Source organism: Rhizobium glycinendophyticum (assembly GCF_006443685.1).
Classification (GTDB): domain Bacteria; phylum Pseudomonadota; class Alphaproteobacteria; order Rhizobiales; family Rhizobiaceae; genus Allorhizobium; species Allorhizobium glycinendophyticum.
This window is the reverse complement of sequence record NZ_VFYP01000001.1, coordinates 719187-742346: the sequence shown is the minus strand read 5'-3', so window position 1 is coordinate 742346 and position 23160 is coordinate 719187. Positions and strand designations below refer to the sequence as shown.

Sequence of the window (23160 nt, the reverse complement as noted above, 5' to 3'; positions counted from 1 at the left end):
CGTTCTTCAACCAGTCCGCCCTGCTCAAGGCGACACTCGAAGGACGAGGTTCCCGACAGGTGGCAGTTTCGGCATGGAGGGAAGTGTGGTGGCGTTCGGCCTCTGCACGGATATGGGTCTATTGTTGCTGCGCATGGTTGCAAAACGGGGGGAACACGCTGCCGCCCTTATGGATGCGCCATCGGTCATAAGATAATCAAGCGTATCGCGGCGGGCATCGCAACACTAGCGGCGCTTGAATAGAGGCAGGACGACATGAACTTTGCGCACGGACGATTCCGACTGCCCTTCAGTCTGGTAGTCTATCTTCTCTGGGCAGCGATAACCATTCCCGGCGGGATCTGGCTCAGCGGCGGTCAGAAGCAGTCGCTCATCGAAGGGCTTTCGAGAGGACCGCTCTGGAATGTCGTCGCCGCGTTTTTCTTCCTGGTCGCGGTCATCCTGGTTACCGGATGGCGCGACCTGAGGTTCGAGGTTCCGAAGCCCATGAGTTCACTTCGGATCATGTGGCTGCCGGGACTTTACATCCTGATGTTTCTCGGCCTTGCTGCCGTGATCGGTCTGCCCCCGCTCCACCTTATGCTGATGATCCTTCTCAGCACCGTCTTTGTCGGACTGTCGGAGGAAACGATGTTTCGCGGCATCCTGTTTCAGGCATTGCGCACGCGCGTGAAGCTCTGGCCAGCGATGATCTGGACCTCGGTGCTCTTCGGCTCTGTTCATATTCTCAACGCGCTGACGACGGGGGAATTGCTGAATGCCATGCTGCAGGCTTTCACCGCGACCCTTAGTGGCTTCGCCTTTATGGCCATCCTCGTGCGTACGGGATCGATCTGGCCGGCGATCATCTATCACGCGCTTTGGGATTTCGGCACGTTCTCAATCTCAGCCAGCAACCAATTGGGCGTCGAAGTTCCCGGAGGCGATGTCGGGGACTGGGCGTTTCTGCTGCCCGTTGTTCTGGTGCTGCCCCATTTTTTCTATGGGGTCTATCTTTTGAGAAATGTCCGAAACGACGATGTCCTGAGTCCCGAGTGGCTGTGCGATCATTGAAGGCTGTGCGACCATCGAAGGCTGCGGGACCTCACCAGACCTTCGCAGTCTGTGGCTTCCCTGCTGTCATGAGGATCTGCTTGATTGAGCTTCCATCGATCATTGCACGGGGCACACATTTCTAGCGACGAGACTTTCTTTGTGCCGGCTCCACGCAGTCGGTGGAGCCGGAGCCTGCTATGCTTCTCTTGTGACAGAACCGAACTGGCCTGCTCAGGGAGCTAGGCGCAGTTGTCCGCAATTCGCCAGCGGGACACAGCAAGCGTCAAAGATTGGCAAGGTGAAGCTGCAAGAGTTCATCGTAGCAGGACTGGTTTGCGGCAAGAACGGGATGCCCCTTCAGGAAGTCGGGACCGCTTGCGGGAAAGGCGAGGTTCTTGCCGCCGGCTTCGCGGACGAGGCAGAAGCCGGCCATGCAGTCCCAGGCGCGCATATGCGGCTCATAATATCCAACCAGGCGACCGGCGGCGACATAGGCCAGCATCAGCGCGCCCGACCCGTTGCGAATGAAATTGCCGCCCCGGGCCATGAGGCCGGTGATGATCGCACCGACGCGTTCGGGGGTGACGTAGTTGTTGCAGCCGATCCCCGTCATCGCATTCTGCAGATTGCGGCTAGGATCCAGGCGCAGGGGCCTGTCGTTCAGGGTCGCACCAAAGCCATGGGCCGCGGCATAAAGTTCGTCCGCGCAGGGCACATGGATCACGCCCACGACCGGCTGCCCATCCCGGACGATCGCGACGGAGACACACCAGGTCGGCATGCCGTTGACGAAGGGTGCGGTGCCGTCGATCGGATCGACGACCCAGGTGAAACCGGAGGAGCCTTCATCGTGGCCGAACTCTTCTCCCAAGAACCCGTCATTCGCGTAGATTTCCGCAACGCGCTGCTTCAGGAAGATTTCGACATTGCGGTCGGCGGCAGACACCACGTCCTGGAGGTCTCGCTTGGTCTCGATCACCAGGGTGTCGCGCCGGTTGAAATAATCGAGTGCCATGGCTCCCGCTTCCGCTGCCAGCGTTTTGGCCAGGGCAAAGCGCGCTGCGAGCGCCGTATCATTCACTGTCATTCTCTCGTTCCTTCATCTTCTTCAAAAATTCATCAGCCGCTGATGACGGCAATGCCACGGTTCTTGAACGCCAGTGTGACGTCGCTTGCGGCGGCATGGGCATGATCGACATCGTGGTCGATCACGAAGAGCGTGCCGACATCGGTCTCGACCTCATATTCGACATGGCCGCCGAGATAGGCAGAGTGAAGGACGCGGCCCTTCAACCCTTCTGCGCCAGCAGACCCTATCCGGATGGCACCGGGTCGGACCGCGAGTTTGGCTGGCCCCCGGCCCGCTTTGGACTGCAGGCGGTGCTCGATAGTGCTGACCCGTACCAGGACTTGGCCACCTTCAGATTGGACCACCTCACAGGGAAGCACATTCGCCTCGCCCATGAAATCGGCGATGAAGGGCGAGGCCGGGGCTTCGTAGAGTTCGCGCGGCGCGCCCGACTGGGCGATTTCGCCATCCTTCATCACGATGATCCGGTCGGAGACGGCCAGCGCCTCGTCCTGATCATGCGTGACATAGACGGCGGTGAAACCGAGCCGCTGCTGGAGGTCGCGGATTTCCGTGCGGACCCGACGGCGAAGCCTTGCATCGAGGTTGGAAAGCGGCTCGTCGAGCAGCAAAACCTGCGGCTCCAGAACGAGCGCACGGGCGACAGCGACTCGCTGCTGCTGGCCGCCGGAAAGCTCTGCCGGCAGGCGATGGCCCATGCCGGCGAGGCCGACGAGTTTGAGGCCCTCCTCGGCCTTCTCGCGCGCGTCCTTCTTGCCGAGGCCTGATGACTGTAAGCCATAGGCAACGTTTTCGAGCGAGGTCATGTGCGGAAAGAGCGCATAGGACTGGAAGACCATGGAGACGTCGCGCTCATTGGCCGGCAGCATGGTGACATCCTTGCCGCCGATCAGGATCTTTCCGGAGGTCGGATGCTCCAGGCCCGCCAGCATGCGCAGCGTCGTGGTCTTGCCGCAGCCGGAGGGGCCGAGAAGCGTCACCAGCGTTCCCGGTTCGATGGTGAGCGAGAGATCGTGGATGGCGGTGAAGGCGCCAAAGGTCTTGCGGACGTTCTGGAAGGTGACGGATCCGGCTTTGACGGTGATCATGCGGTTTTCTCCTGACCGAGAGGAACGGGACTGTTGTTGCCGAGGCCGGCGACACGATTTTCGCGGCGGAGCCTGCGTTCGCCGACGAGGAGCTGGAAGCCGGCGATGATCGTGATCATCACGACGATCAGCATCGAAGAGTAGGCGATGGCCACACCGTATTCGCCGTTTTCGACAAGGCCGACGATGTAGGAGGTCGCCATGTTGTGTTCGGCGCTGACGAGGAAGATCACGGCGCTGATCGAGGTGATGGCGCGCACGAAGGAGTAGACGAGGGCTGCCGTGATTGCCGGCCGCAGCAGCGGCAGGATGATCTTGCGCACCGTGCGGAAGGTGTTTGCCCGCAGCGTCAGCGACGCTTCGTCCAGGCTCTTGTCCAGCTGGCTCATCGCCGCAATCCCGCCGCGCACGCCGACCGGCATGTTACGGAAGACGAAGCAGGCGATCAGGATCAGGGCGGAGCCGGTCATTTCTAGTGGCGGCAGGTTGAAGGCCATGATGTAGCTGACGCCGATGACCGTTCCCGGAATGGCAAAGCTCATCATCAGGGCGAACTCGAAGAGGTTCCGGCCTGCAAACTTCTGACGAACGATTATGTAGGCAGTGAGCAGACCGACAGCGGCTGTCAGAGGCGCGGAGATGAGCGAGATTTCCATGGTCGTCCAGAAGGAATTCCAGGCCACGCCCGTCCAGGCGATCGAGCCGTTCTGGATGCTGATCGAAAACGCGCGAGCGTAGTGGTCGAGGGTCAGGGTGTTGTCGAGGCCCCAGGTCGTGACGAAGCCGCCCACGAGGATCATGCCGTAAACGACGACGGTGAAGATCATCCAGGGAATGACGATGGCGTGGACCGCGATGGAAAGGCCGCGCGGCAGGGCGATATGCGCCCCGCTGTCTCCCTTGCCGGTGACGGTCGCGAAATTCTTGCCTGACAGCCAGAGGCGCTGCGCAAGGAAGGCCGAGAGCGTGAAGAAGAGCAGCACCAGGGCCAGCACAGCAGCCCGTGAGGGATCATTCTGCGAGCCGACCACGGCAAAGAAGATTTCGGTCGAAAGCACGCCATTGCTGCCGCCCAGTACCAGCGGATTGCCGAAATCGGCCATGCTTTCGATGAAGCCGATCAGGAAGGCATTGGCGAGGCCCGGTTTCATCAGCGGCAGCGAGACGCGCCAGAAGGTGCGCCAGCGGTCGGCGCGCAGCGTCTGGGATGCCTCTTCCATCGACGGGCTGACGCCCTCGACGACACCTATCAGGACGAGGAAGGAGATCGGGGTGAAGGACAGGACCTGGGCAATCCAGATGCCAGTCAGCCCATAGAGCCAGCGGCCGGGTTCGATGCCGAAGAGGCTGGACAGCGTCTCGGTGACCACGCCGGCACGGCCGAAGAGCAGCACGAGCGCGAGACCAATGACGAAGGGCGGCGTGATGATCGGCAGCACGGTCAGCAGGCGCAGGCCCTTCTCGAAGGGGAAGCGGGTGCGGGTGGCGACGAGCGCGAAGGCGAGCCCCAGCAGAGTGGAGGCGGACGCCGTCATGATGGCGAGCGTGAAGGTGCGCCAGGCGACGCCGCAACGTCCGTCACCTATGAGGCAGCTCAGGCTCCAAATGCCCGGATCCTGCATATTGCGGATGAAGCCATCCGGCTTGAAGGAACCGTCGAAATCCTGGACGGCCGCTACCAGCATGCTGCCGATCGGATGAAAAACGAAGACGAAGACGAGGAAGACAAGCAGCGAGATCGACCCAACGACGAAGGCATCGCCCTTCATCACGCCGCGCTCCACGAGGCCGAAGGCGAACATGAAAACGAAGACGATCGCCATGGTGACGGCGCCAGCGCCCATGGAGGGTTGCCCATCGGATAGCGCTCCGAAAAGGGTTTCACTGATCCCCCAGGTCCAGCCGGAGAAACCGACCGCAAGCCCCTGCAGGCAGAGATAGACGAGCCCCCCAGCGCCGGCAGCCGCGAAGAAAGCCCCTCGACGCATCGGGTCGGCGATGAAACGGGCCGCGAGACCGAGGCCGAAGAAGAGGACGGCACCCAGAAGCCAGAGGCGGCCGTGGCCGACGAGCTGCAACATGCCCGGTGCGGTTTCCGCCGAAAAGGGAAAATCGCGGAGCCAGGTCAGGCCGAAAAAGCCGGTCTCCTGTCTATACCAGGGAAGCAAAACGAAGGACGCGGCGCCAAAGGCCAGCAACAGGTCCAGTCTGCGGTTGCCATGTCTCATGGTCGACCTCATCCGAATGAAAGCAAGGGTAAGAGGTGGCCGGCAATCTTCAGACTGCCGGCCCGAAGAAGGTCGCGTCAGTTGGCGACAGCGCCGATTTCGCGATCCCAGCGCTCAAGCAGCGCCTTGCGCTTTTCCGGATCGCCATAGGTCTTGAAATCGTAGTCGATCAGCTTGATGTCCTCGAAGCGGGGCGCTTCCTTCGGGATCTCGGCGCTCTTGTTCGACGGAAGCTGGAAGGATTTGGCATCCTTCATGCGTGACTGGACTTCAGGCTTCAGCGACCAGTCGTACCAGATCTTGGCGTTTTCCATGTTGCGGGCGCCCTTGACGATCGACATCGAGCCGATTTCGTAGCCGGTGCCCTCGCACGGCGCGATCGCCTTGACTGGGAAGCCTTCGGCGGTCTGGGCGACGGCGTCGTGCATGAAGACGATGCCGAGGCCGGTCTCGCCGCGGGCAGCAGCCTTCACCGGAGCGGAGCCGGATTTGGTGTATTGCGAGATGTTGGCGTTGAGCGACTTCAGGTATTCGAAGGCCTTGTCTTCACCCATGATCTGCACGAGCGAGGCGAGCGCCGTATAGGCGGTGCCGGAGGAGTTGGGGTTTGCGATCTGGATCTCGCCCTTCAGTTCGGGCGCCAAAAGGTCGGCCCAGCAGACCGGCTCCTTGTAGCCCTTCTGCTTGAAGATCTCGGTGTTGTAGCCCCAGCCGAGTGCACCGGCGTAGACGCCGACGGTCTTGAAGCCCGAGCTTTCAGCCTGGTTCTTCGCCCAATCCTGCAACTGGTCGAGAATGGGCGATTTGTATTCGGCGGTCAGCCCTTCGGACGCGGCCTGAAGATGCGGGTCGCCGGTGCCCGCCCACCAGAGGTCGGTCTTCGGGTTGCGCGCTTCGGCGCGGATCTTGGCATAGGCTTCGCCCGAGGACATGCGGACCATGTTGACCTTGATGTCATGAGCCTTTTCGAAATCGCCCTTCATCTGTTCGCAGATGACGACATCGGCGGCGCAGATGAGGTTGAGCTCGCCGGCAGCCATGGCCGAACCGGTGCCCAAGCTCGTGCCGGCAAAGAGAAGAGTGGAAAGAAGTTTCAGTCGCATGGGTATCCTCCTGTTGCTTGCGTCTGATGGAAGTCGAAGAAATGGGACAAGCCTTCGGCGGCGGTGCCGAGAGGGCACCGTTTCCGGGATCGTCCGGTTGTCGGAAAATCAGTTGGTCGGGTTGATCTCGCGATCGAAGCGGCTCAAGAGCCGACTTCGCTGTTCGGGGGAACCGAAGGTGGCGAAGTCATAGTCCACCATCTTGATCATCGAAATGTCGGGAGCGGCAGGCGGAAGCATCGCCCGGGCATTGGATGGCACCTGGTTCTGTCCGGCGATGGCCCCGGTTGCCTGTCCCTCGGGGCTCAGCGCGAAATCGACAAAGCGGCGCGCCTCCTGCAGATCGCGACTGCCCTTGACGATGCTGACCGCTCCGATCTCGTAGCCGGTGCCCTCGCAGGGCGCGACGATCACGAGGGGAGCGCCCGCCTCCTTTTGCGTGACGGCATCGTGCATGAAGGAGATGCCGATCGTGATCTCTCCCCTGCCCGCGGCCTTGACCGGCTCGGCACCGGCCTTGGTGTATTCGGTGATGTTGCGGCCGAGCTCGCGCATATAGGCGAAAGCCTCGTCTTCACCGAGCAGCTGCACCAGCGTCACCAGGGTTGTGAAGGCGGTGCCCGACGAATGCGGATTGCCGGACAGGATATGGCCGCGATAGATCGGCTTGGCGAGATCCTTCCAGCAGTTTGGCGCCGGCAATCCTTCAGACGAGAGAAGATCCGCATTGTAGGCAAAGCCGAGCGCGCCAGCATACAGACCGACGGATGTACCGCCCGACAAAGAGTGGAAGTTCCGCGCCCAGGGCAGAAGGTCTGCTTCCTGTCCGGGTCGATTGGGTTCAAGGAGACCTTCATAGGCGGCCTGGAGATGCGTGACCCCTGTGCCGCCCCACCAGACATCAACAGTCGGAGCATTCTTCTCAGCCCGGACACGATCGAGGATCTCGCCGGTGCTCATCCGCGCCATGTCGACCTTGAGGCCGGTCTTCGCCTCATAGGTCTTTTCCATGACGGCACACCAGACCTCATCAACGCCGCAGAGAACATTCAGCGGTTCGGCAGCTCGGCTGGTCATGGCCGTGGCAAAGGTTGCAAGCAACCCCGCGCCGATGGCGGTCAATACCTTCACGTCGTCCTCCCTTGGAACCTCCCCGTTCCAATGACAGAAGCATGTCCATATCGACCCGGACTGGCAAGACGGAGAATGGTTACGGATCTTTCACAGCACCGTCGTCACCCATTGCAGAGATTGCAAATATTACAATTGTGACGTTCGCCGATAACCAGCAAGTCTTTGGCGTTTTCCCCCGACACGGTTATGATGGTCGTGGGAGGACTGCAACGTGTTGAATCAGAAGGTGAAAATTCTGATCGTCGAGGACGATCCGGATATGGCGGAGCTCATTTGTGATCTTGTGGAGGCTGAAGGCTGGATACCAATCACAGCCCCCTCCGCCGAGGCTGCACAGGAGCGATTGCAGCATGAGACGGTTCAACTGGTTCTGGTCGACCACAATCTTCCGGGCCTTTCCGGCAGGGCCTTCGCGCAGCGGCTGCGGGCCCAGACCGATGTCGGCATCGTCATGGTCACGGCAGCGGGCAGCGCGACGGATCGGGTTCTGGGTCTCGAGACGGCGGCCGACGACTATGTCGTGAAGCCGTTCGAACCCATCGAACTGACCGCCAGGATCAAGGCAGTTCTCCGCCGCACGCATCCGCAATTGCGCCACGACAGGGAAACCGAGCGAGATCATGCCTCGGCAGCACTCCGGCTCGGCGAATGGGCCGTCGATCTCACCCAGCGTCGTGCGGTCTGCCTTGCAGATCCGACGAAAACGCTGACGGCTGCGGAATTTGCCCTGCTTGAGATCCTCGCGGAAACCCCGAATACACCGGTCAGCCGCGCCCAGATCCTCGACCGGATGGGCGCTGATTCCGATCGTTTCGTCGATCGAAACGTCGATGTTCTGGTGCTTCGGCTGAGACGCAAGATCGAGCGGAACCCAGACCTCCCCCGACACATCCAGACCCGGCGCGGCAAAGGCTATATACTTCACACCGACGAAGCCGGACCATCGCCTTGATCAACCGCGCTTTCCTCTCCTCCATCGCCTTCCGATTGCCCTTCGCAATCGCCTTCATCTGCGTCTCGGTTCTCATCCTTTCGACCGTCGCCATCTATGGCCTGCAGAGGGCGCGCAGCGAAATGTCGGCCTACAGCGTGCAAGCCTTTTCAAGTCTCGCCAAGGCCTCACTGGTATCGAGGCAAGTTTCCGACCTTGTTTCGAGCGCGCCATTCCTGATGAATGCCACGTCTCCCTATCGTGTCTCGAGCGAAAGCCGTGCGGTGGTCGCGCAGGTGGAGACACTTCTGGAGACGATCACACCGGATCAGCCAGGTACGCCAGTGCAAGGTGCAGGTGCGCGCCGGATCATCGAACTTCTCGAAGACATCGAAGCGCAGACGCTGGCTCTGGCAGCCAATGCGGATGCCGCCCAGGAGCAGAAAGCCGAGGCTGCCGTGGCGCTTGGAGAAATAGCAACGGCTCGCACCATCCAGGATCAGGATCTTCGGCAGCGTCTCAACGGCATTGCGCAATCCGCATCGACATCGGACAGCCTCTTTCAGCTTGGCGAACTGCAACGGCGTTTCGTTGCGGAAACGACCGCCCGGATGGTGGCGCCGGGGCCCAACCTGCGCGTCTCGCCCGAACAGCTGGAACCCTATCGGCGGATCTTCGAGGCACAGACACGCTACCTGCTCGAGATGTTCACGATCCGCGCGTCGGTTTCACGCCTGCATACCGTGTCGCGTGACCTCTCGCATGCGACCGAAACCCAGAGTGCTCTGGTTGCCAGCGCGCTGAACCAGAACCTCGAAGCCACCTCCAGCGCGTTGCGTCAGCTGCTCGTCATGATCGTGTTGGCATCCTTCGCGGTCGTCATCCTCGCCATTGTCTCCATCCGCTCGGTCATGCGCGTGTCGCATGGGATCGGTGATCTCTCGCGCGGGATGAATGCGCTGGCACGCGGGGAGGAAAACGTCGGACCACCCGTTTATGCCGGGACGGAAACCGAACTGATTCGGTTGCTCGACGCCTTCCGTGCCTTCAAGGAGAGCGTCGACCGCGTGTCGCGCCTCAGACGCACCGCCGAAGCGGCTGCGCGGACGATCCGATCGACGTTCCGGACGATGAACGAAGGCATTGCCCTCTTCGATCCCGGCGGCCGACCGATCACCATGAACCGGCGCATCATCGAACTGATGCGGCAGACGGGATCCTCGCGAAAAATGCCGCTTCGCCGTTTCGTCGGCACAGTCCCCGAGATCGATCCTTTGCTCATGCCTGCCGAAAGCGAGCGCGGCACCCTCGTCGAGCGACAGGTCCTCCGGCACCGTTTCGTCGACGACCAGGTGGTGGAGATTTCCGCATCGAGGCAGCCTGACGGAGGGGTCGTCCTGCTCGCCCGCGATGTGACGGCCATGGATCGCCAGGAGATGGAAGCGGCCCGTGCCCAGCGCCTGGATGTGGTGATGCGAATGACGCATCAGGTGAGCCACGAGGTCGGCAACATGATCGGCATCATCACCGGAAGTCTTGGCCTGCTGGAGCGCGAACCGGGCTTTACCGAGCGACAGAAGCGGCACCTCGGACGCATCCGCAAGGCCGCCGAGCGCGGGCGAGCGCTTGCGTCCAGCATGTTGTCCGTCGGCAGCCAGCAGCAGATCCGTCCGGCATCGATCGACGTTGCCACGATCCTCCACGGCATGGCCGATGTTCTGGAAATGGCGATCGGTGCCCGCAATCGTCTGGAGCTCGACTTTGCGGCCAATTTGCCGACGATCTGCCTTGATCCAGCATTGCTGGAGCAATCCATCCTGAACCTCTGCCTCAACGCATCGGCCGCCATGCCGGATGGTGGAAGGGTCCGAGTGGAAGCAATGGGAGACACAGAAAGCGTAACAATAGCAGTTGTCGACGAAGGTGTCGGCATGTCGCCTGAAGTCCTCGACCAGGCGATGGAACCCTATTTTACAACACGTTCGAAAACCGGTGGGTCGGGCCTCGGGCTCGCGATGGTCTATGGGTTCGTGCGCCAGTCTGGTGGTGAAGTCAGGATCACCTCTCGTCTGGGGGAAGGCACCCGCGTGGAGCTTTGTTTCCTTCCGTCGAAGTCCGATGCAACGCCGTGGCAGGCTGAGCATCAGCCAGCGCGAGCTCACACTTGAAGGCCGTTAGCCCTCTCCATTCAACCGAGCTTCACACAGACCCGGATAACCAAAGGCGGAAATAATTGCCGCTATCCTGCCATGTTGCGTCGGCCCAAAGCCGGGGCACAAAGATGGCATCCACGATCGCCCGCGGCAGGAAAACAGTGGCGAAACACAGGATATTTCGCCAATGCCTTCAATTTACAATAGATTTCAGACTACCCAGCCAATTCTACCTGAATGCCCTGATTGCCGCAGTTTTTCCATCGTGCTCAAGCGCGTCTCACATCGGGAGACACGTCAGCTTCCCGCATCATGGCTCAACATGGCCGCTTTACATACGTCCAGCTGCGAACCGTGTAGTTCCCTTCATGGCCGCAGGTTCCGAATATCGGTAATGCTATGCTTTTGCCTTTCTGGACGATTTGACACGCCGCATTTGCCCAAACTACCTGTTCTGAGCACACGACCGCTCGACCCATCATGCGTCGTCTGCCTCAGGGCAGGTTTAGCCTTTTTGGCTAGGGATTGCCTGTAATTCGTCGCGCTGCAGTCCATCCGTTGCAGTCTCCTCTGGCATGATCAAAGCCCGGAAGGACAGACGAGCGCGGTAATCGCCTTTCAAGAGAGCCATGATTGCGCGCAAGAGCTTGGCGCTTCCGCTTTGGCCATACGCAATGTGCTTCGAGTTTTGGAGCGGAAGGCATCCGACGGGCTTAACACGGTGGCCAAGGAAGCTGGACGCAGTATACTTGTAACGTACCCAGATGACGGCGATCCACTGGCCGAAATGGTCACGACCCAGGTCTGATCCTCACCATCAAGGATGGCGTCAAGATTGCCGAGCACCGTTGGCAACACCGCCAGAGATTTCCGCCGCAGCCAGTCCTGCGGGAACGGCAAGACGCGGTCCCCCTCTGATGCCAATCTACGCGTCCGCACGAACGGGAGAGGTCAAACATCCAAAAAAACCGGTCTAGTTTCCAAGAGTGACTGCTCGCCCCTCTCTAGGGTCAGCCTATCCAACCAGCAGGAAAACAGTGATGGATCAGAAACCCGAATTCCAATTGTCACGCCGGCAGGTCATGCTCGCAGGCGCCACCCTTTCGCTGGCATCGACGCTCCCGGTCTTTGCCTCGGAAACCCTCACCGCACTTCAACAGGAAGGAACGATACCAATGACCGAGAACTTCGTCACCACCAAGGACGGCGTCGAAATCTTCTACAAGGACTGGGGTCCGAAGGACGCACAGCCGATCGTTTTCCACCACGGCTGGCCGCTGTCCTCTGACGACTGGGATGCGCAGATGCTGTTTTTCCTCCTCAATGGCTACCGCGTCGTCGCCCATGACCGCCGTGGCCATGGGCGGTCGGAGCAGGTGAGCGAAGGTCACGATCTTGACCACTATGCAGCGGATGCCGCAGCCGTGTTCGAAAAGCTCGACCTTCGCAATGCCGTCCATATCGGCCATTCGACGGGCGGCGGCGAAGTCGCCCGCTATGTCGCCAAGTTCGGTGAGCCGCAGGGCCGTGTCGCGAAAGCCGTGCTGGTCAGCGCCATCCCGCCGATCATGCTGAAGACGGAGGCCTATCCGGGCGGCCTGCCGATCGAAGTGTTTGACGGCTTCCGCTCGGCGCTGGCCGCCAATCGCGCACAGTTCTTCCGCGATGTTCCGGCCGGTCCGTTCTACGGTTTCAACCGCGAAGGCGCGACCCCGCATGAAGGCGTGATCCAGAATTGGTGGCGCCAGGGCATGATGGGCGGTGCCAAAGCCCACTACGACGGCATCAAGGCCTTCTCGGAAACCGACCAGACCGAAGACCTGAAGAACATCTCGGTGCCGACGCTCGTGATGCATGGCGACGACGACCAGATCGTGCCGATCGCCGCATCTGCCGAGCTTTCCGTGAAGCTCCTCAAGAACGGCACGCTCAAGGTCTACAAGGGCTTCTCGCACGGCATGCTGACCGTCAACGCCGACGTCATCAATCCGGACCAGCTCGCTTTCGTGAAGAGCTGAGCCAGTCGACGCCTCGAGGCCGCCGCCTGAACCGCGGCGGCCTTCGTGTGTCTACACCCTGCCTGTTTCGCAGGAGGGCGCATCATTGCACCGAACCCTCAGAGGTGATCGTCATGATCCAATTGCAGCCTGACAAAGCGGAAGTCGGCAATGCGCTCGCTCCGTTCCACCATGCGGCCTTCGCTGTCCTCTGGACCGCAACGGTCATCGGCAATACCGGCACCTATACGAAATGCGGCTTTGCCGACCAGTCCCATCTCTGCCATGTCTTTCGCCGCATCACGGGCCAGACACCTGTCGCGTGGCGTCGCAACAGGCGGATAGCCTGAAAGCAAGATGCGCCCGATGCTTGGCACGCGACCTTGCGTGACACGGCGCCATGATCCTTCAGTGTGCCCAAGGCGCCTTCCGCTTTGATCGCGCGCCATGCGCAATCCGGCAAACCTCATCATCGAAAATCGGGGTCGTGGGTCATACCCTTCCTACCTCCGGGATGGCTGAAACATGCCAATCCTGGTGGCGAACGAACTGAGGCTTATTGGAACCATCCCTTTCACTATCACTTCGAACTGGCTGATCGACCACGCAGTCCCCTCCTCTCGGAAACGAGATCAGCGTCCGACTTTCTCAGCAGGTGGATTCGGCCGGACCAGAATTGCGCGAAAGTCGTTCACGTTGGTCAGCGTTGGCCCGGTGGTGACCTGCGCGTTCAGGCTTGCAAAGAAGGAATGGGCGTCGTTGCGCTGAAGCGCGCGCTTGGGATCGACACCACGTTGCTCGGCTTCTTTCAGCAGGGTCGGGCCGATGATGGCGCCAGCGACTTCGGCGGCCCCATCAACGCCGTCCGTATCGCAGGCAAGAGCATGGATGCCTCCTGCGCCATCAAGCGTCAGGGCAAGGGCGAGGCAGAATTCGGCATTGGGGCCACCGATACCATCGCCTCTACGGGTAACCGTCAGCTCTCCGCCCGACAGAAGGAGGATCGGTGGATCGCCCGCCTTCATTCCGCCCTGCAAAGCCAGGGCCTCTTTCGCCTGCGCCCCGGCGACCTCCCGCGCTTCGCCTTCCAGCGCGTCTCCGAGGAGGCGCACATCGCACCCGGCCTCCCGCCCGAGGACCGCAGCGGCCTCTAGCGACTGCCCGGGTGCGGCGTAGATGACATTGCGCACGCGAGAGAGGCGCGGATCATCTGGCCGCACCACACCCGACGGACGGGAGAGAGCGCTGCGAACCGAGGTCGGCACGTCGACCTTCCACCGATCGATGACGGCGAGAGCGTCCTTGATCGTCGAGGAATCGCCGACCGTCGGCCCGGAGCCTATGAAGGCCGGATCGTCGCCCGGTACGTCGGAGATCATCAGCGCAAGCATATCTGCCGGCCAGGCTGCGGCCGCCAATTGTCCACCCTTGACCCGACTCAGGTGCTTGCGCACCGTATTCATTCGGTCAATCGGCGCGCCGGAGGAGAGCAGCGCATGATTGACGGCCTGTTTCTCAGCAAGAGAGACCCCCGGCACCGGTTGAACCAGCAAGGCCGACGCACCTCCGGAAATCAGCGCAAGGATGAAATCGCCTTCACCGGCGGATCCGACCAGCGAGAGCATTCGGGTCGTCGCCTCGACGCCGGCGTGATCCGGCACGGGGTGGGCTGCCTCAACAATCTCGATCCCCCGACAGGGTCGGCCGTAGCCGTAGCGCGTGATGACGAGGCCTTCGCAAGGTCCCCAGGCGGCTTCTACCGCTTCGGCCATGCGCGCACTCGCCTTGCCGGCGCCGATCACTATGACGCGTCCGTTCGGCTTCTCCGGTAGGAAACTTTTGAGAGAGCGCATGGGGTCGGCGACTTCGACGGCCCGATCAAAAAGGCGTCGAAGGAAGTTTTCCGGTGGATCGATCCTGAAATCTCCCTTACGCCACTGGTGTCGCGGATCAGGAATGCGACCGAAGTCACCGGCTCCGGTTGCGCCTAGTTCTGGTCCTTGAGCCATACCAGTCCGGTTGCCGCGACCAACCTCTGCAATCGGCAATGAACCGACGACATGGCTGGAGGCACTTGGCTGCATTCCTTGATAGCATTGAAGCCGACCCGGCGGAAAGGTTGTTCGATTGGGCGATACCGCCACGCGCGCCACGTCGATGATCGTCCGCCGACGCTCTATGCCCGTTGATACACTCCGTTGATGTCCAGCAGGACCCGTCTCCTTCCACGGCACGCTGCGAATCGCCAAACAGACGTGCCTGATTGACCAGCCGGAGGATGTCGGAATAGTGGACGATGTCGCGGCGCGGCTAAAGCCTGTCCTTCTCGAGAGTGGTCTTCAGGTCGAGGGGATCGATGTCGGCCAGACTTCGTTGGAGGATCAACTGCGGCGTAGATCGATGCGGCTTGTGACGATGGATTTGCCCGTCCTCGGATCGGTATCCACAGTCGTAAGGCGCATGCCGGATGCCCCGACTTTCTCGATTGTCATCTGGGCGCGACGGTCACCGTTGACCGCTTTTGCCCAGGTGATGCCGAGGTTGATCGTGTCATTCACCCTTTGTCCTCCAAGCCCAGCCACACCTGTTCCTGCTCCGACGTAACGCCCGGTATATTTGGAGCCCTTCACCTTGAGATCTGCGCTGATATTGCGCGAGAATACAGCAAGGCTCGTGCACTTGCCGTCCAGGGAAAGCGACTGAGCTGTGGTGTCCGTCTGAAAACGGCAGGTTACATTGATAGTCGGAGAATTGGCTCGGACTTTGACCGTACCTCTGCCTCCCCAACTTCCCTCCATCGATTTCAGAAAAGCTGTCTCGTCTGCCGCGGCGGGGGTGACCACGAGGAGTGCCATCGGTGTGGCACATGCAAGAAATAGGGCCCAAAACTTGTTCATGACACTTCACCTTCCATCTGGGGCGAGCGACACAAGCGGCCCTCGCAGCAACTGGAAGAGCAACAGGGCCCGAGCCATGAAGTTCCACGATTGCTAAAATTTGCTGGGTCGCGATCATCTCATCAGCCCTGCCGCACGCAGGGCAGACCCGATGACATCATGGATCTGAGATGCTTTTCGGGCCTCTGATCGTCTCGCGGATCTGCGGCCGTTTCAGACGCGACAGGCCGTTGCCGTCGATTGAAGGAGGGAATGAGGCCACAGTTCCGGGCGATGTGCAGGTGGAGGATATGCCGACATCGGGCATATGTGCACCCGCCTGACCATATCCACCTGCGAAACCATAGTCCTTGCCGAGTCTCGACCAGGAACTCCGAACCGTTACTTCACGGCTATCGACCAGAGAAAGTCATCGCGCCTAGCGAAGATGGGCTGCTGTTTGACTGTCGTTGATCCATCACCGTTTCCAATGGACTAAACTGGCTCTCTGCCATGCCACCAAACACCTCACCCACACCGATCAGGACCGGGTCGTCAACGCCCATAGTCTGCATGGCTGCGGCGAGGCTCTTGAGCGGACCGGCCCAGCGGCGCTCTTGCGGTCGGCTGACGGAGGAGACCACGACCACCGGCATATCGCCTTTCATGCCGTGCTGCCTCAAGCGCTGCTCGATCTGTCCGGCCATGCGGCCGCCCATATAGAAGATCGAGGTTTGGTTGGTTGCGGCGAGCGAAGCCCAGTCGACGGTTCGAGGCAGTTCGTGGTGCCGGGAATGGCCGGTGACGAAACGCACCTGTTGGGCATAGTCACGATTGGTCAGCGAGGTCTTGAGGGAGGCGGCCATGGCGGAAGCGGCGGTGATGCCTGGGACGACATCCACGACAATTCCTTCGCTCTTGAGCCGGGTAATCTCCTCGCCCGCCCGCCCAAAAATCATCGGATCTCCAGATTTGAGTCTCACCACGCGCTTCCCGGCTTTGGCGAACCGAACCATCATGTCATTGATGTCATCCTGGCGGCAGCTCTCCCGGCCACCTCGCTTGCCGACGAGGAAGCGCTTCGCCTCGCGCCTGGCGAGTTCCAGCACGTCCGGTGAGACGAGGTCGTCGAAGAGAATGACATCGGCGGCCTGCAACGCCCGCATGGCTTTCAGTGTCAGAAGTTCGGCATCCCCTGGACCTGCGCCGACTAAGGTAACCGATCCCGGTTGCGGGGCAGATGCAATCCGCTCTGCCGTTGCCAGCAATCCGGCTGCCGCCTCTTCCGTCGGGGGCTCGTTCGTTGAGAGGCTCCGGGAAACAAACCGCTCCCAAAAGAGCCGTCGTGCCGCGCCCGGCGCCAAGCGGCAATTGACGACTTCCCGGAGCGACTGCGCAAGGGTCGCCCATTGCTTCAGGGATGCTGGCAGGAGGGTCTCGATCCGCTGGCGGATCGCCTGGGCAAGGATCGGGGCGGCACCGTCCGTAGAGATCGAGACGATGACCGGCGAGCGATTGACGATCGAGCCAAACTGGAACTGGCAGTAGGCCGGCTTGTCGATCACGTTAACGGGGACGCCTGCCGCACGGGCGGCACAGAAAAAGGCGCGCGCCTCGTCATCGGTTTCACAATCGGCAAGGGCCAGCGATGCGCCTGCAAAGATGCCACAATGCCAGGGGTGTGTATGGTGGATCATCGACGTCCGTTCGACGAGCGCCTTCATCGTTTCACCAAGATGAACGGTTTCGCAATAGAGTTCGACCTCGGCACCGCAGGCTTGGAGAAGCTCCGCCTTCCAGGCGGCGCCATCCGATCCTCCTGCGATGACCGCTCGCTTGCCGGCAAGGTTCCAGAACACCGGAAGCTTGGCGAGCGGGGCGATGCGTTCTTGAACATCACTCTGCGGCAAGGGCTTGGTTCGCATCCAGGATCCTCCTGATTTCAGGGCGGCAGGAACCGCAGTTCGTTCCGGCATTCAAGGCGGCGCCAATAGTCTCGATCGAGTGGCAGCCACGATGGGCGGCGGCGCTGATTTCGTTGATACCGACGGAAAAGCAGGAACAGACGATGGCACCCTTGTCAGGCGCGCCGGCAGCCGGGCGACCGGCGAAGAGCCTGGAGCGCGCCTGCCGGTCAGGATGGCTTTGTTTCAGTTGATCCGCCGCCCATTGCCGCGACACCAAGACTGGCTCTGGCGAGACGAACAGACCGACCAGAAGCTGATCACCATCGAAAGCGAGCAGGCGATGATCGCCTGTCTTTCGATCGACATAGCCAGAGAATTCCTGATCTTCCCCACGCTGCAGGCTATGCCGCAACCAGGTTTCCCAGCCATCTGCAGGTGGGGAGCCTGCAAATTCCAGCCGGTAGCCCGCCTCTGTTCGTGCAATCGCCCAATAGGCGAAGGGTAGGTCGCGAGGGCGCGCTGTCGTGATCAGGAAGCCATGCACCTGAGGCACGTAGCGGGAGACCGCAACACGCGCCATCTTCAAGGCCGGCTGGCCCGAAATCGGATCGGCGACGGGACTGACAAGGGTATCAACGCGGGCACTTGGCGCCGTCTCCCCCGTCCAGTGCATGGGAACGAAGAGCGCGCCACGCATCTGCCGTTCGGTCAAAAGCGCGCGCACGATGATCGATCGCCCGTTTTCACCGTCGATGCGCACCAGATCAGCATCGCCGATACCGGCCTTGTTCGCATCCGACGGATGGATCTCGCAGAAGGGCTCAGCGAAATGCGCGGATAGCCGCGCACTCTTTCCCGTGCGTGTCATCGTGTGCCAGTGGTCGCGGATACGGCCAGTGTTCTGGGTGAAGGGAAATCTCGGATCCGGCCTCTGCATGACGGGTGTCGCGACGGGCACGAGGCGTGCCTTGCGATCGGCGGTGAAGAAGCCCCCCTCGGCGAAAAAGCGGGCTTGCGATGCTCCGGTCTGAGAAAGAGGCCACTGGAACGGCAGAAGGTCTTCATAGGCATGGTCATCGATGCCGGCATGGGCGCCGATATCGAAATCGCGTTCGCCGTCGTTTTCGAAAGCGGAAAGAGCCGCGTGTTCGGCATAGATGGCAGCGGGGCCGGAGTAGTCGAAATGGGGACGGAATCCCATGCGCTTGGCCACCTCCGCAAATTGCCACCAATCGGCACGTGCTTCGTCCGGGGCGGATAAGAAAGGTCTCTGGCGGGAGATGCGCCGTTCGGAGTTGGTGACCGTACCCGATTTTTCGCCCCACGCGGTCGCGGGAAGCAGCACATGAGCGAGACGGGCGGTGTCGGTGTCCTTTTGTATGTCCGAAACGACCACAAAGGGACAGGCTGCCAGTGCTGCCTTGACCGCATCGGCATCGGGCATGGAGACGACTGGATTGGTCGACACGATCCAGATTGCCTTGAGGCGTCCGTCAGCCAGCGCCTTGAACATGTCCACCGCCTTCAGGCCGGGTGTGTCCGCCATCATCGGGGCGTTCCAGAAACGTTGCACCCGACCACGATGAACCGGATTTTCGATCGCCATGTGGGCCGCGAGCATATTGGCTAGACCGCCGACCTCTCGCCCACCCATGGCGTTGGGCTGGCCGGTCAGCGACAGAGGCCCCATGCCGGGGCGGCCGATCCGCCCCGTTCCCAGGTGACAATTGAGGATGGCATTGACCTTGTCTGTGCCGACGGAGGACTGGTTGACGCCCTGGCTGTAGCAGGTGACCACTTTTTCCGTCTGAGCGAAGAGGCGGAAGAACTGGCGGATCAGCATGCCGGAGATGCCGGTTGCCTCGGAAAGGTCCGCCAGACTGCCGTGTGAGGCTGCAAGCAGAGCTTCGGCAAAGCCTGCGGTATGCCTGGCGACATAGTTTTCGTCGATCGCGCCGCTTTCGGCGAGATGGGCGAGTAGGCCGTTGAACAAAGCGACGTCGCCATCGGCACGGACGGCCAGATGCAGGTCGGCGATGTCGCAGGTAGCGGTCCGGCGCGGATCGATCACCACCACCTTCATGGCCGGACGCTGAGCCTTGGCCGCGGCGAGCCGCTGATAGAGGACCGGATGACACCAGGCCATGTTGGAGCCGACAAGCACCACGAGGTCGGCAAGCTCGAGGTCTTCGTAGCAGGCGGGCACGGTGTCGGCACCGAAGGCACGGCGATGGCCGGCGACGGACGAGGCCATGCACAGGCGCGAATTGGTGTCGATGTTGGCAGAGCCGATGAAGCCTTTCATCAGCTTGTTGGCGACGTAGTAATCCTCAGTCAGCAATTGCCCGGAGACATAGAAGGCGACCGAGTCCGGACCGTGGGCGGCGATGGTCTGCGTGAAGGTGCGAGCCACCATGTCGAGCGCGGTGTCCCAGGTGGTGCGCTCGCCCAGGATCTCCGGATAGAGCGCGCGGCCGTCGAGACCCAGCGTCTCGGCAAGCGCCGAGCCCTTGGAGCAGAGCCTGCCGTAATTGGCGGGATGATCGGGGTCACCCCGGACACTGACTTTGCCCTCATCTTCGACGGTGGCGATCACGCCGCAGCCAACGCCGCAATAGGGGCAGGTCGTTCTGGTTTCACAGGGCATGGCTGTAGCTCCGAGCGCTGATCATCCCGCTTACTCGGCCGCGACCAGCATGCTTTCGAGCATGATGGAGAGTTGACCGTCGATATTGCGGACCGGGATCGTCTTGACCTCTCCTTCGTCGGCACCCAGCGCCTCGCCGGTTTCCAGCGAGATGACCCAGTTGTGCAGCGGGCAGGTCACGGCCTTGCCATGCACGATGCCTTGGGTGAGCGGACCGCCCTTGTGAGGGCAGTGATCCTCGATGGCGAAGACCTCGTTGTCGGCAGTGCGGAACACGCCGATCTTCCCTTGGGGGGTCTTCACGCAGCGCGCGCCCCGCAGCGGGATGTCGTCGAGGGCACCGATTGCAATCCAGTTCATGGGTAGTCTCCTTGTTGTTCAGCGCTTGCGGATGTTCACCCTCCCCTCGAGGGGGAGGGTCGGACCGCAGGTCCGGGGTGGGGTGAACACTCGGCGCGCGACGCGGATCACCCCCACCCGCGCGTTCCGCGCGACCTCCCCCCTCAAGGGGGAGGTAGTCACTCCGCCGCCGCCGAAAATCCGACGGTCGCCATGGGCTTGAACTCGTGCTTGTCCTTGCCGGAGACGCGTTCCGACCAGGGGTCGACCTGGGCGAATTTCTGGCTGAAGACGAAGCGGTCGAAATAGGCGCGGCGCTTGTCGGCATCCTCCATGATCTGGCGACGGATCTCGTCATGGCCGACGCGTTTGGCCCATTTGTAGATGCGCTCAAGATAGCGACCCTGCTCGCGATACATCTGGGTGAGCGCCACGATATGCTCCAGCGCCTCATCCTCGGTCTTGACGAGACCCAGAACATCCGTGCCCTTGATGTCGAGGCCGGCGGCACCGGCGAAGTGGATCTCGAAGCCACTATCAACGCAGATCACGCCGATATCCTTGCAGGTCGCTTCGGCGCAGTTGCGTGGACAGCCCGAGACGGCAAGCTTCAGCTTGGCCGGCGTCCAGGAACCCCACATGAATTTCTCGATGCGGATGCCGAGCCCGGTCGAATCCTGTGTGCCGAAGCGGCACCAGTCAGACCCGACGCAGGTCTTCACGGTTCTGAGACCCTTTGCGTAAGCCTGACCTGACACAAAGCCGGCCTTGCCAAGATCGGCCCAGACGGCGGGCAAGTCTTCCTTCTCGATGCCGAGCAGATCGATGCGCTGGCCACCGGTGACCTTGACCATTGGGATTTCGAACTTGTCGACGACATCGGCGATGGCACGCAGTTCGGCCGCATTGGTGACGCCGCCCCACATGCGGGGGACAACGGAATAGGTCCCGTCTTTCTGGATATTGGCGTGCACACGCTCGTTAATGAAGCGCGACTGGTAATCGTCGGCATATTCGTCGGGCCAGTCCGCGACGAGATAGTAGTTCAGCGCCGGGCGGCATTTGGCACAGCCGCAAGAGGTCTTCCATTCCAGCTCCTGCATGACGGCGGGAATGGTCTTCAAGCCCTTGGCCTTGATCAGCCGGCGGACATCGTCATGACCGAGTTCGGTGCAGGTGCACATCGGTGTGACGGCTGCGGGATTGTAGGCGTCGCCCAAGGTCAGGACCATCAGCTGCTCGACCAAGCCAGTGCAGTTGCCGCAGGAGGCAGACGCTTTCGTGTGGGCCCGCACGCCGTCGAGCGTCGTCAGGCCTTTCCCCGTGATCGCGCCTGTGATCTTGCCCTTGCAGACGCCGTTGCAGCCGCAGATTTCTGCATCATCCGGCAAGGCTGCAACGGCCGCCATAGGGTCCAGCGGGGTGCCCCCCTGGTAGGACTGGCCGAAGATCAGGGTATCACGCATCTCGGAGATATCGGTTCCGCGCTTCATCAGGTCGAAGAACCAGGAACCATCGCCCGTTTCGCCATAGAGCACGGCGCCAAGGATCTTATTGTCCTTCAGCACAAGGCGCTTGTAGATGCCGGCCGAGGCATCGCGCAGCACGATTTCCTCGCGGTCCGGCGCTTCGGCGAAGTCGCCGGCGGAGAAGAGATTGATGCCGGTGACCTTGAGCTTCGTATTGACGACGGAGCCATGATATTCGCTGGTGCCACCAGTCAGCCGATCGGCAAGAACGCGGGCCGCTTCATAGAGCGGCGCCACCAGGCCGTAACAGGTGCCGCGATGTTCGGCACATTCGCCAAGCGCAAAGATGTTCGGGTCAGAGGTCATCATGCCGTCGTCGACGACGATGCCGCGGTTGACGGCGATCCCCGCCTCCTTGGCGAGGCTGGATGCCGGGCGGATGCCGACGGCCATGATCACCATGTCGCCTGCTATCACGCGGCCATCTTCCAGCTCGATGCCCTCGACCTTCTCGGTGCCGAGGATCTGTTTGGTGTTGGCCTTGGTGATGATCTCGATGCCGCGTTCTGTGAGTGCCTTTTCGAGGAGGTAGGCGGCGGCGGGATCGAGCTGGCGCTCCATGATGGTCGGCATCAGGTGGATGACCGTGACGTCCATGCCCTGCCGCTTCAATCCGTAAGCTGCCTCAAGACCGAGCAGGCCGGCGCCGATGACGATCGCCCTCCCCTTGCCTTCCGCGATCTTCAACATGGCGTCGACATCATCGAGATCGCGATAGGGCAGAACGCCTGGCAATTGATGACCCGGCACCGGGATGATGAAGGGCAGCGAGCCTGTCGCGATGACGAGCTTGTCATAGGGCACCGTGATGCCGTTCGCCGAGGTGACCGTCTTCGTATGGCGGTCGATCCCGGTGACTCTGGCGCCCTTGTAGAGGGTCACGCCGTGGGTGGCGTACCAGTCGTCATTGTGGATGACGATGTCGTCATAGGATTTTTCGCCCGAGAGCACCGGCGAGAGCATGATGCGGTCGTAGTTGACCCGCGGCTCGGCGTTGAAAATGGTGACGTCGAATTGGCCGGGCGCCTTTTCGAACAATTCTTCCAGCATGCGCCCCGGCGCCATGCCGTTGCCGATGATGACGAGTTTTTCAGCCATTGATT

At 61.4% G+C, this 23160-nt stretch carries 16 protein-coding genes; 5 read left to right on the top strand and 11 right to left on the bottom strand.

Annotated features, from left to right (window positions below; all coding sequences use genetic code 11):
• The first annotated feature begins 255 nt into the window (after nt 1–255).
• A complete protein-coding gene (locus FJQ55_RS03540; protein ID WP_140826322.1) occupies nt 256–1053 on the top strand; it encodes a CPBP family intramembrane glutamic endopeptidase in 798 nt (265 codons plus the stop codon).
• A 265-nt stretch (nt 1054–1318) separates the two neighbouring features.
• On the opposite strand, the gene FJQ55_RS03535 is transcribed toward FJQ55_RS03540, so the two are convergent.
• The 5 genes from FJQ55_RS03535 to FJQ55_RS03515 form a co-directional block, all read right to left on the bottom strand.
• Complete coding sequence (locus FJQ55_RS03535; protein WP_140826321.1) at nt 1319–2122, bottom strand: inositol monophosphatase family protein; 804 nt, start codon at nt 2120–2122, stop codon at nt 1319–1321.
• A 32-nt stretch (nt 2123–2154) separates the two neighbouring features.
• On the bottom strand, nt 2155–3213 hold the full coding sequence (locus FJQ55_RS03530) for an ABC transporter ATP-binding protein (protein WP_140826320.1): 1059 nt from the start codon (nt 3211–3213) through the stop codon (nt 2155–2157).
• The gene (locus tag FJQ55_RS03525; RefSeq protein WP_140826319.1) at nt 3210–5441 is read right to left on the bottom strand and encodes an ABC transporter permease; all 2232 of its coding nucleotides are present in this window, start codon (nt 5439–5441) and stop codon (nt 3210–3212) included. Before FJQ55_RS03525 ends, FJQ55_RS03530 begins: the two co-directional genes overlap by 4 nt.
• 77 nt (nt 5442–5518) lie before the next feature.
• Nucleotides 5519–6544, bottom strand: coding sequence for an ABC transporter substrate-binding protein (locus FJQ55_RS03520; protein WP_140826318.1), 1026 nt, complete (start codon nt 6542–6544; stop codon nt 5519–5521).
• A 108-nt stretch (nt 6545–6652) separates the two neighbouring features.
• Entirely contained in the window at nt 6653–7675 is a 1023-nt protein-coding gene (locus tag FJQ55_RS03515) for an ABC transporter substrate-binding protein (RefSeq protein ID WP_425467496.1), read from the bottom strand.
• 214 nt (nt 7676–7889) lie between these two features.
• Here FJQ55_RS03515 and FJQ55_RS03510 point away from each other — a divergent pair, with 214 nt between their 5' ends.
• The 4 genes from FJQ55_RS03510 to FJQ55_RS03495 all read left to right on the top strand — a co-directional run bounded on the left by FJQ55_RS03510 (nt 7890) and on the right by FJQ55_RS03495 (nt 13109).
• On the top strand, nt 7890–8630 hold the full coding sequence (locus tag FJQ55_RS03510) for a response regulator transcription factor (protein ID WP_140826317.1): 741 nt from the start codon (nt 7890–7892) through the stop codon (nt 8628–8630).
• On the top strand, nt 8627–10777 hold the full coding sequence (locus FJQ55_RS03505; protein WP_140826316.1) for a sensor histidine kinase: 2151 nt from the start codon (nt 8627–8629) through the stop codon (nt 10775–10777). The genes FJQ55_RS03510 and FJQ55_RS03505 overlap by 4 nt, the downstream gene beginning before the upstream one ends.
• Before the next feature lie 1025 nt (nt 10778–11802).
• Nucleotides 11803–12780, top strand: a complete 978-nt coding sequence (locus FJQ55_RS03500) for an alpha/beta fold hydrolase (RefSeq protein ID WP_140826315.1) — start codon at nt 11803–11805, stop codon at nt 12778–12780.
• 113 nt (nt 12781–12893) lie between these two features.
• Complete coding sequence (locus FJQ55_RS03495) at nt 12894–13109, top strand: AraC family transcriptional regulator (RefSeq protein WP_140826314.1); 216 nt, start codon at nt 12894–12896, stop codon at nt 13107–13109.
• Between the two features lie 282 nt (nt 13110–13391).
• Here the strand turns inward: FJQ55_RS03495 and FJQ55_RS03490 are convergent, their stop codons facing one another.
• The 6 genes from FJQ55_RS03490 to nirB form a co-directional block, all read right to left on the bottom strand.
• Entirely contained in the window at nt 13392–14675 is a 1284-nt protein-coding gene (locus tag FJQ55_RS03490; RefSeq protein WP_281285491.1) for a glycerate kinase type-2 family protein, read from the bottom strand.
• A 465-nt stretch (nt 14676–15140) separates the two neighbouring features.
• Entirely contained in the window at nt 15141–15656 is a 516-nt protein-coding gene (locus tag FJQ55_RS03485) for a hypothetical protein (protein WP_425467495.1), read from the bottom strand.
• A 392-nt stretch (nt 15657–16048) separates the two neighbouring features.
• Nucleotides 16049–17560 carry a siroheme synthase CysG gene (cysG, locus tag FJQ55_RS03480; protein ID WP_140826313.1) on the bottom strand — a complete coding sequence of 504 codons (1512 nt, stop codon included), beginning with the start codon at nt 17558–17560 and terminating at the stop codon, nt 16049–16051.
• Nucleotides 17532–20189, bottom strand: a complete 2658-nt coding sequence (locus FJQ55_RS03475; protein WP_140826312.1) for a nitrate reductase — start codon at nt 20187–20189, stop codon at nt 17532–17534. Before FJQ55_RS03475 ends, cysG begins: the two co-directional genes overlap by 29 nt.
• A 30-nt stretch (nt 20190–20219) precedes the next feature.
• Nucleotides 20220–20549, bottom strand: coding sequence for a nitrite reductase small subunit NirD (gene nirD / locus FJQ55_RS03470; RefSeq protein ID WP_140826311.1), 330 nt, complete (start codon nt 20547–20549; stop codon nt 20220–20222).
• A 158-nt stretch (nt 20550–20707) separates the two neighbouring features.
• On the bottom strand, nt 20708–23155 hold the full coding sequence (gene nirB, locus FJQ55_RS03465) for a nitrite reductase large subunit NirB (RefSeq protein WP_140826310.1): 2448 nt from the start codon (nt 23153–23155) through the stop codon (nt 20708–20710).
• Nucleotides 23156–23160: the final 5 nt, after the last annotated feature.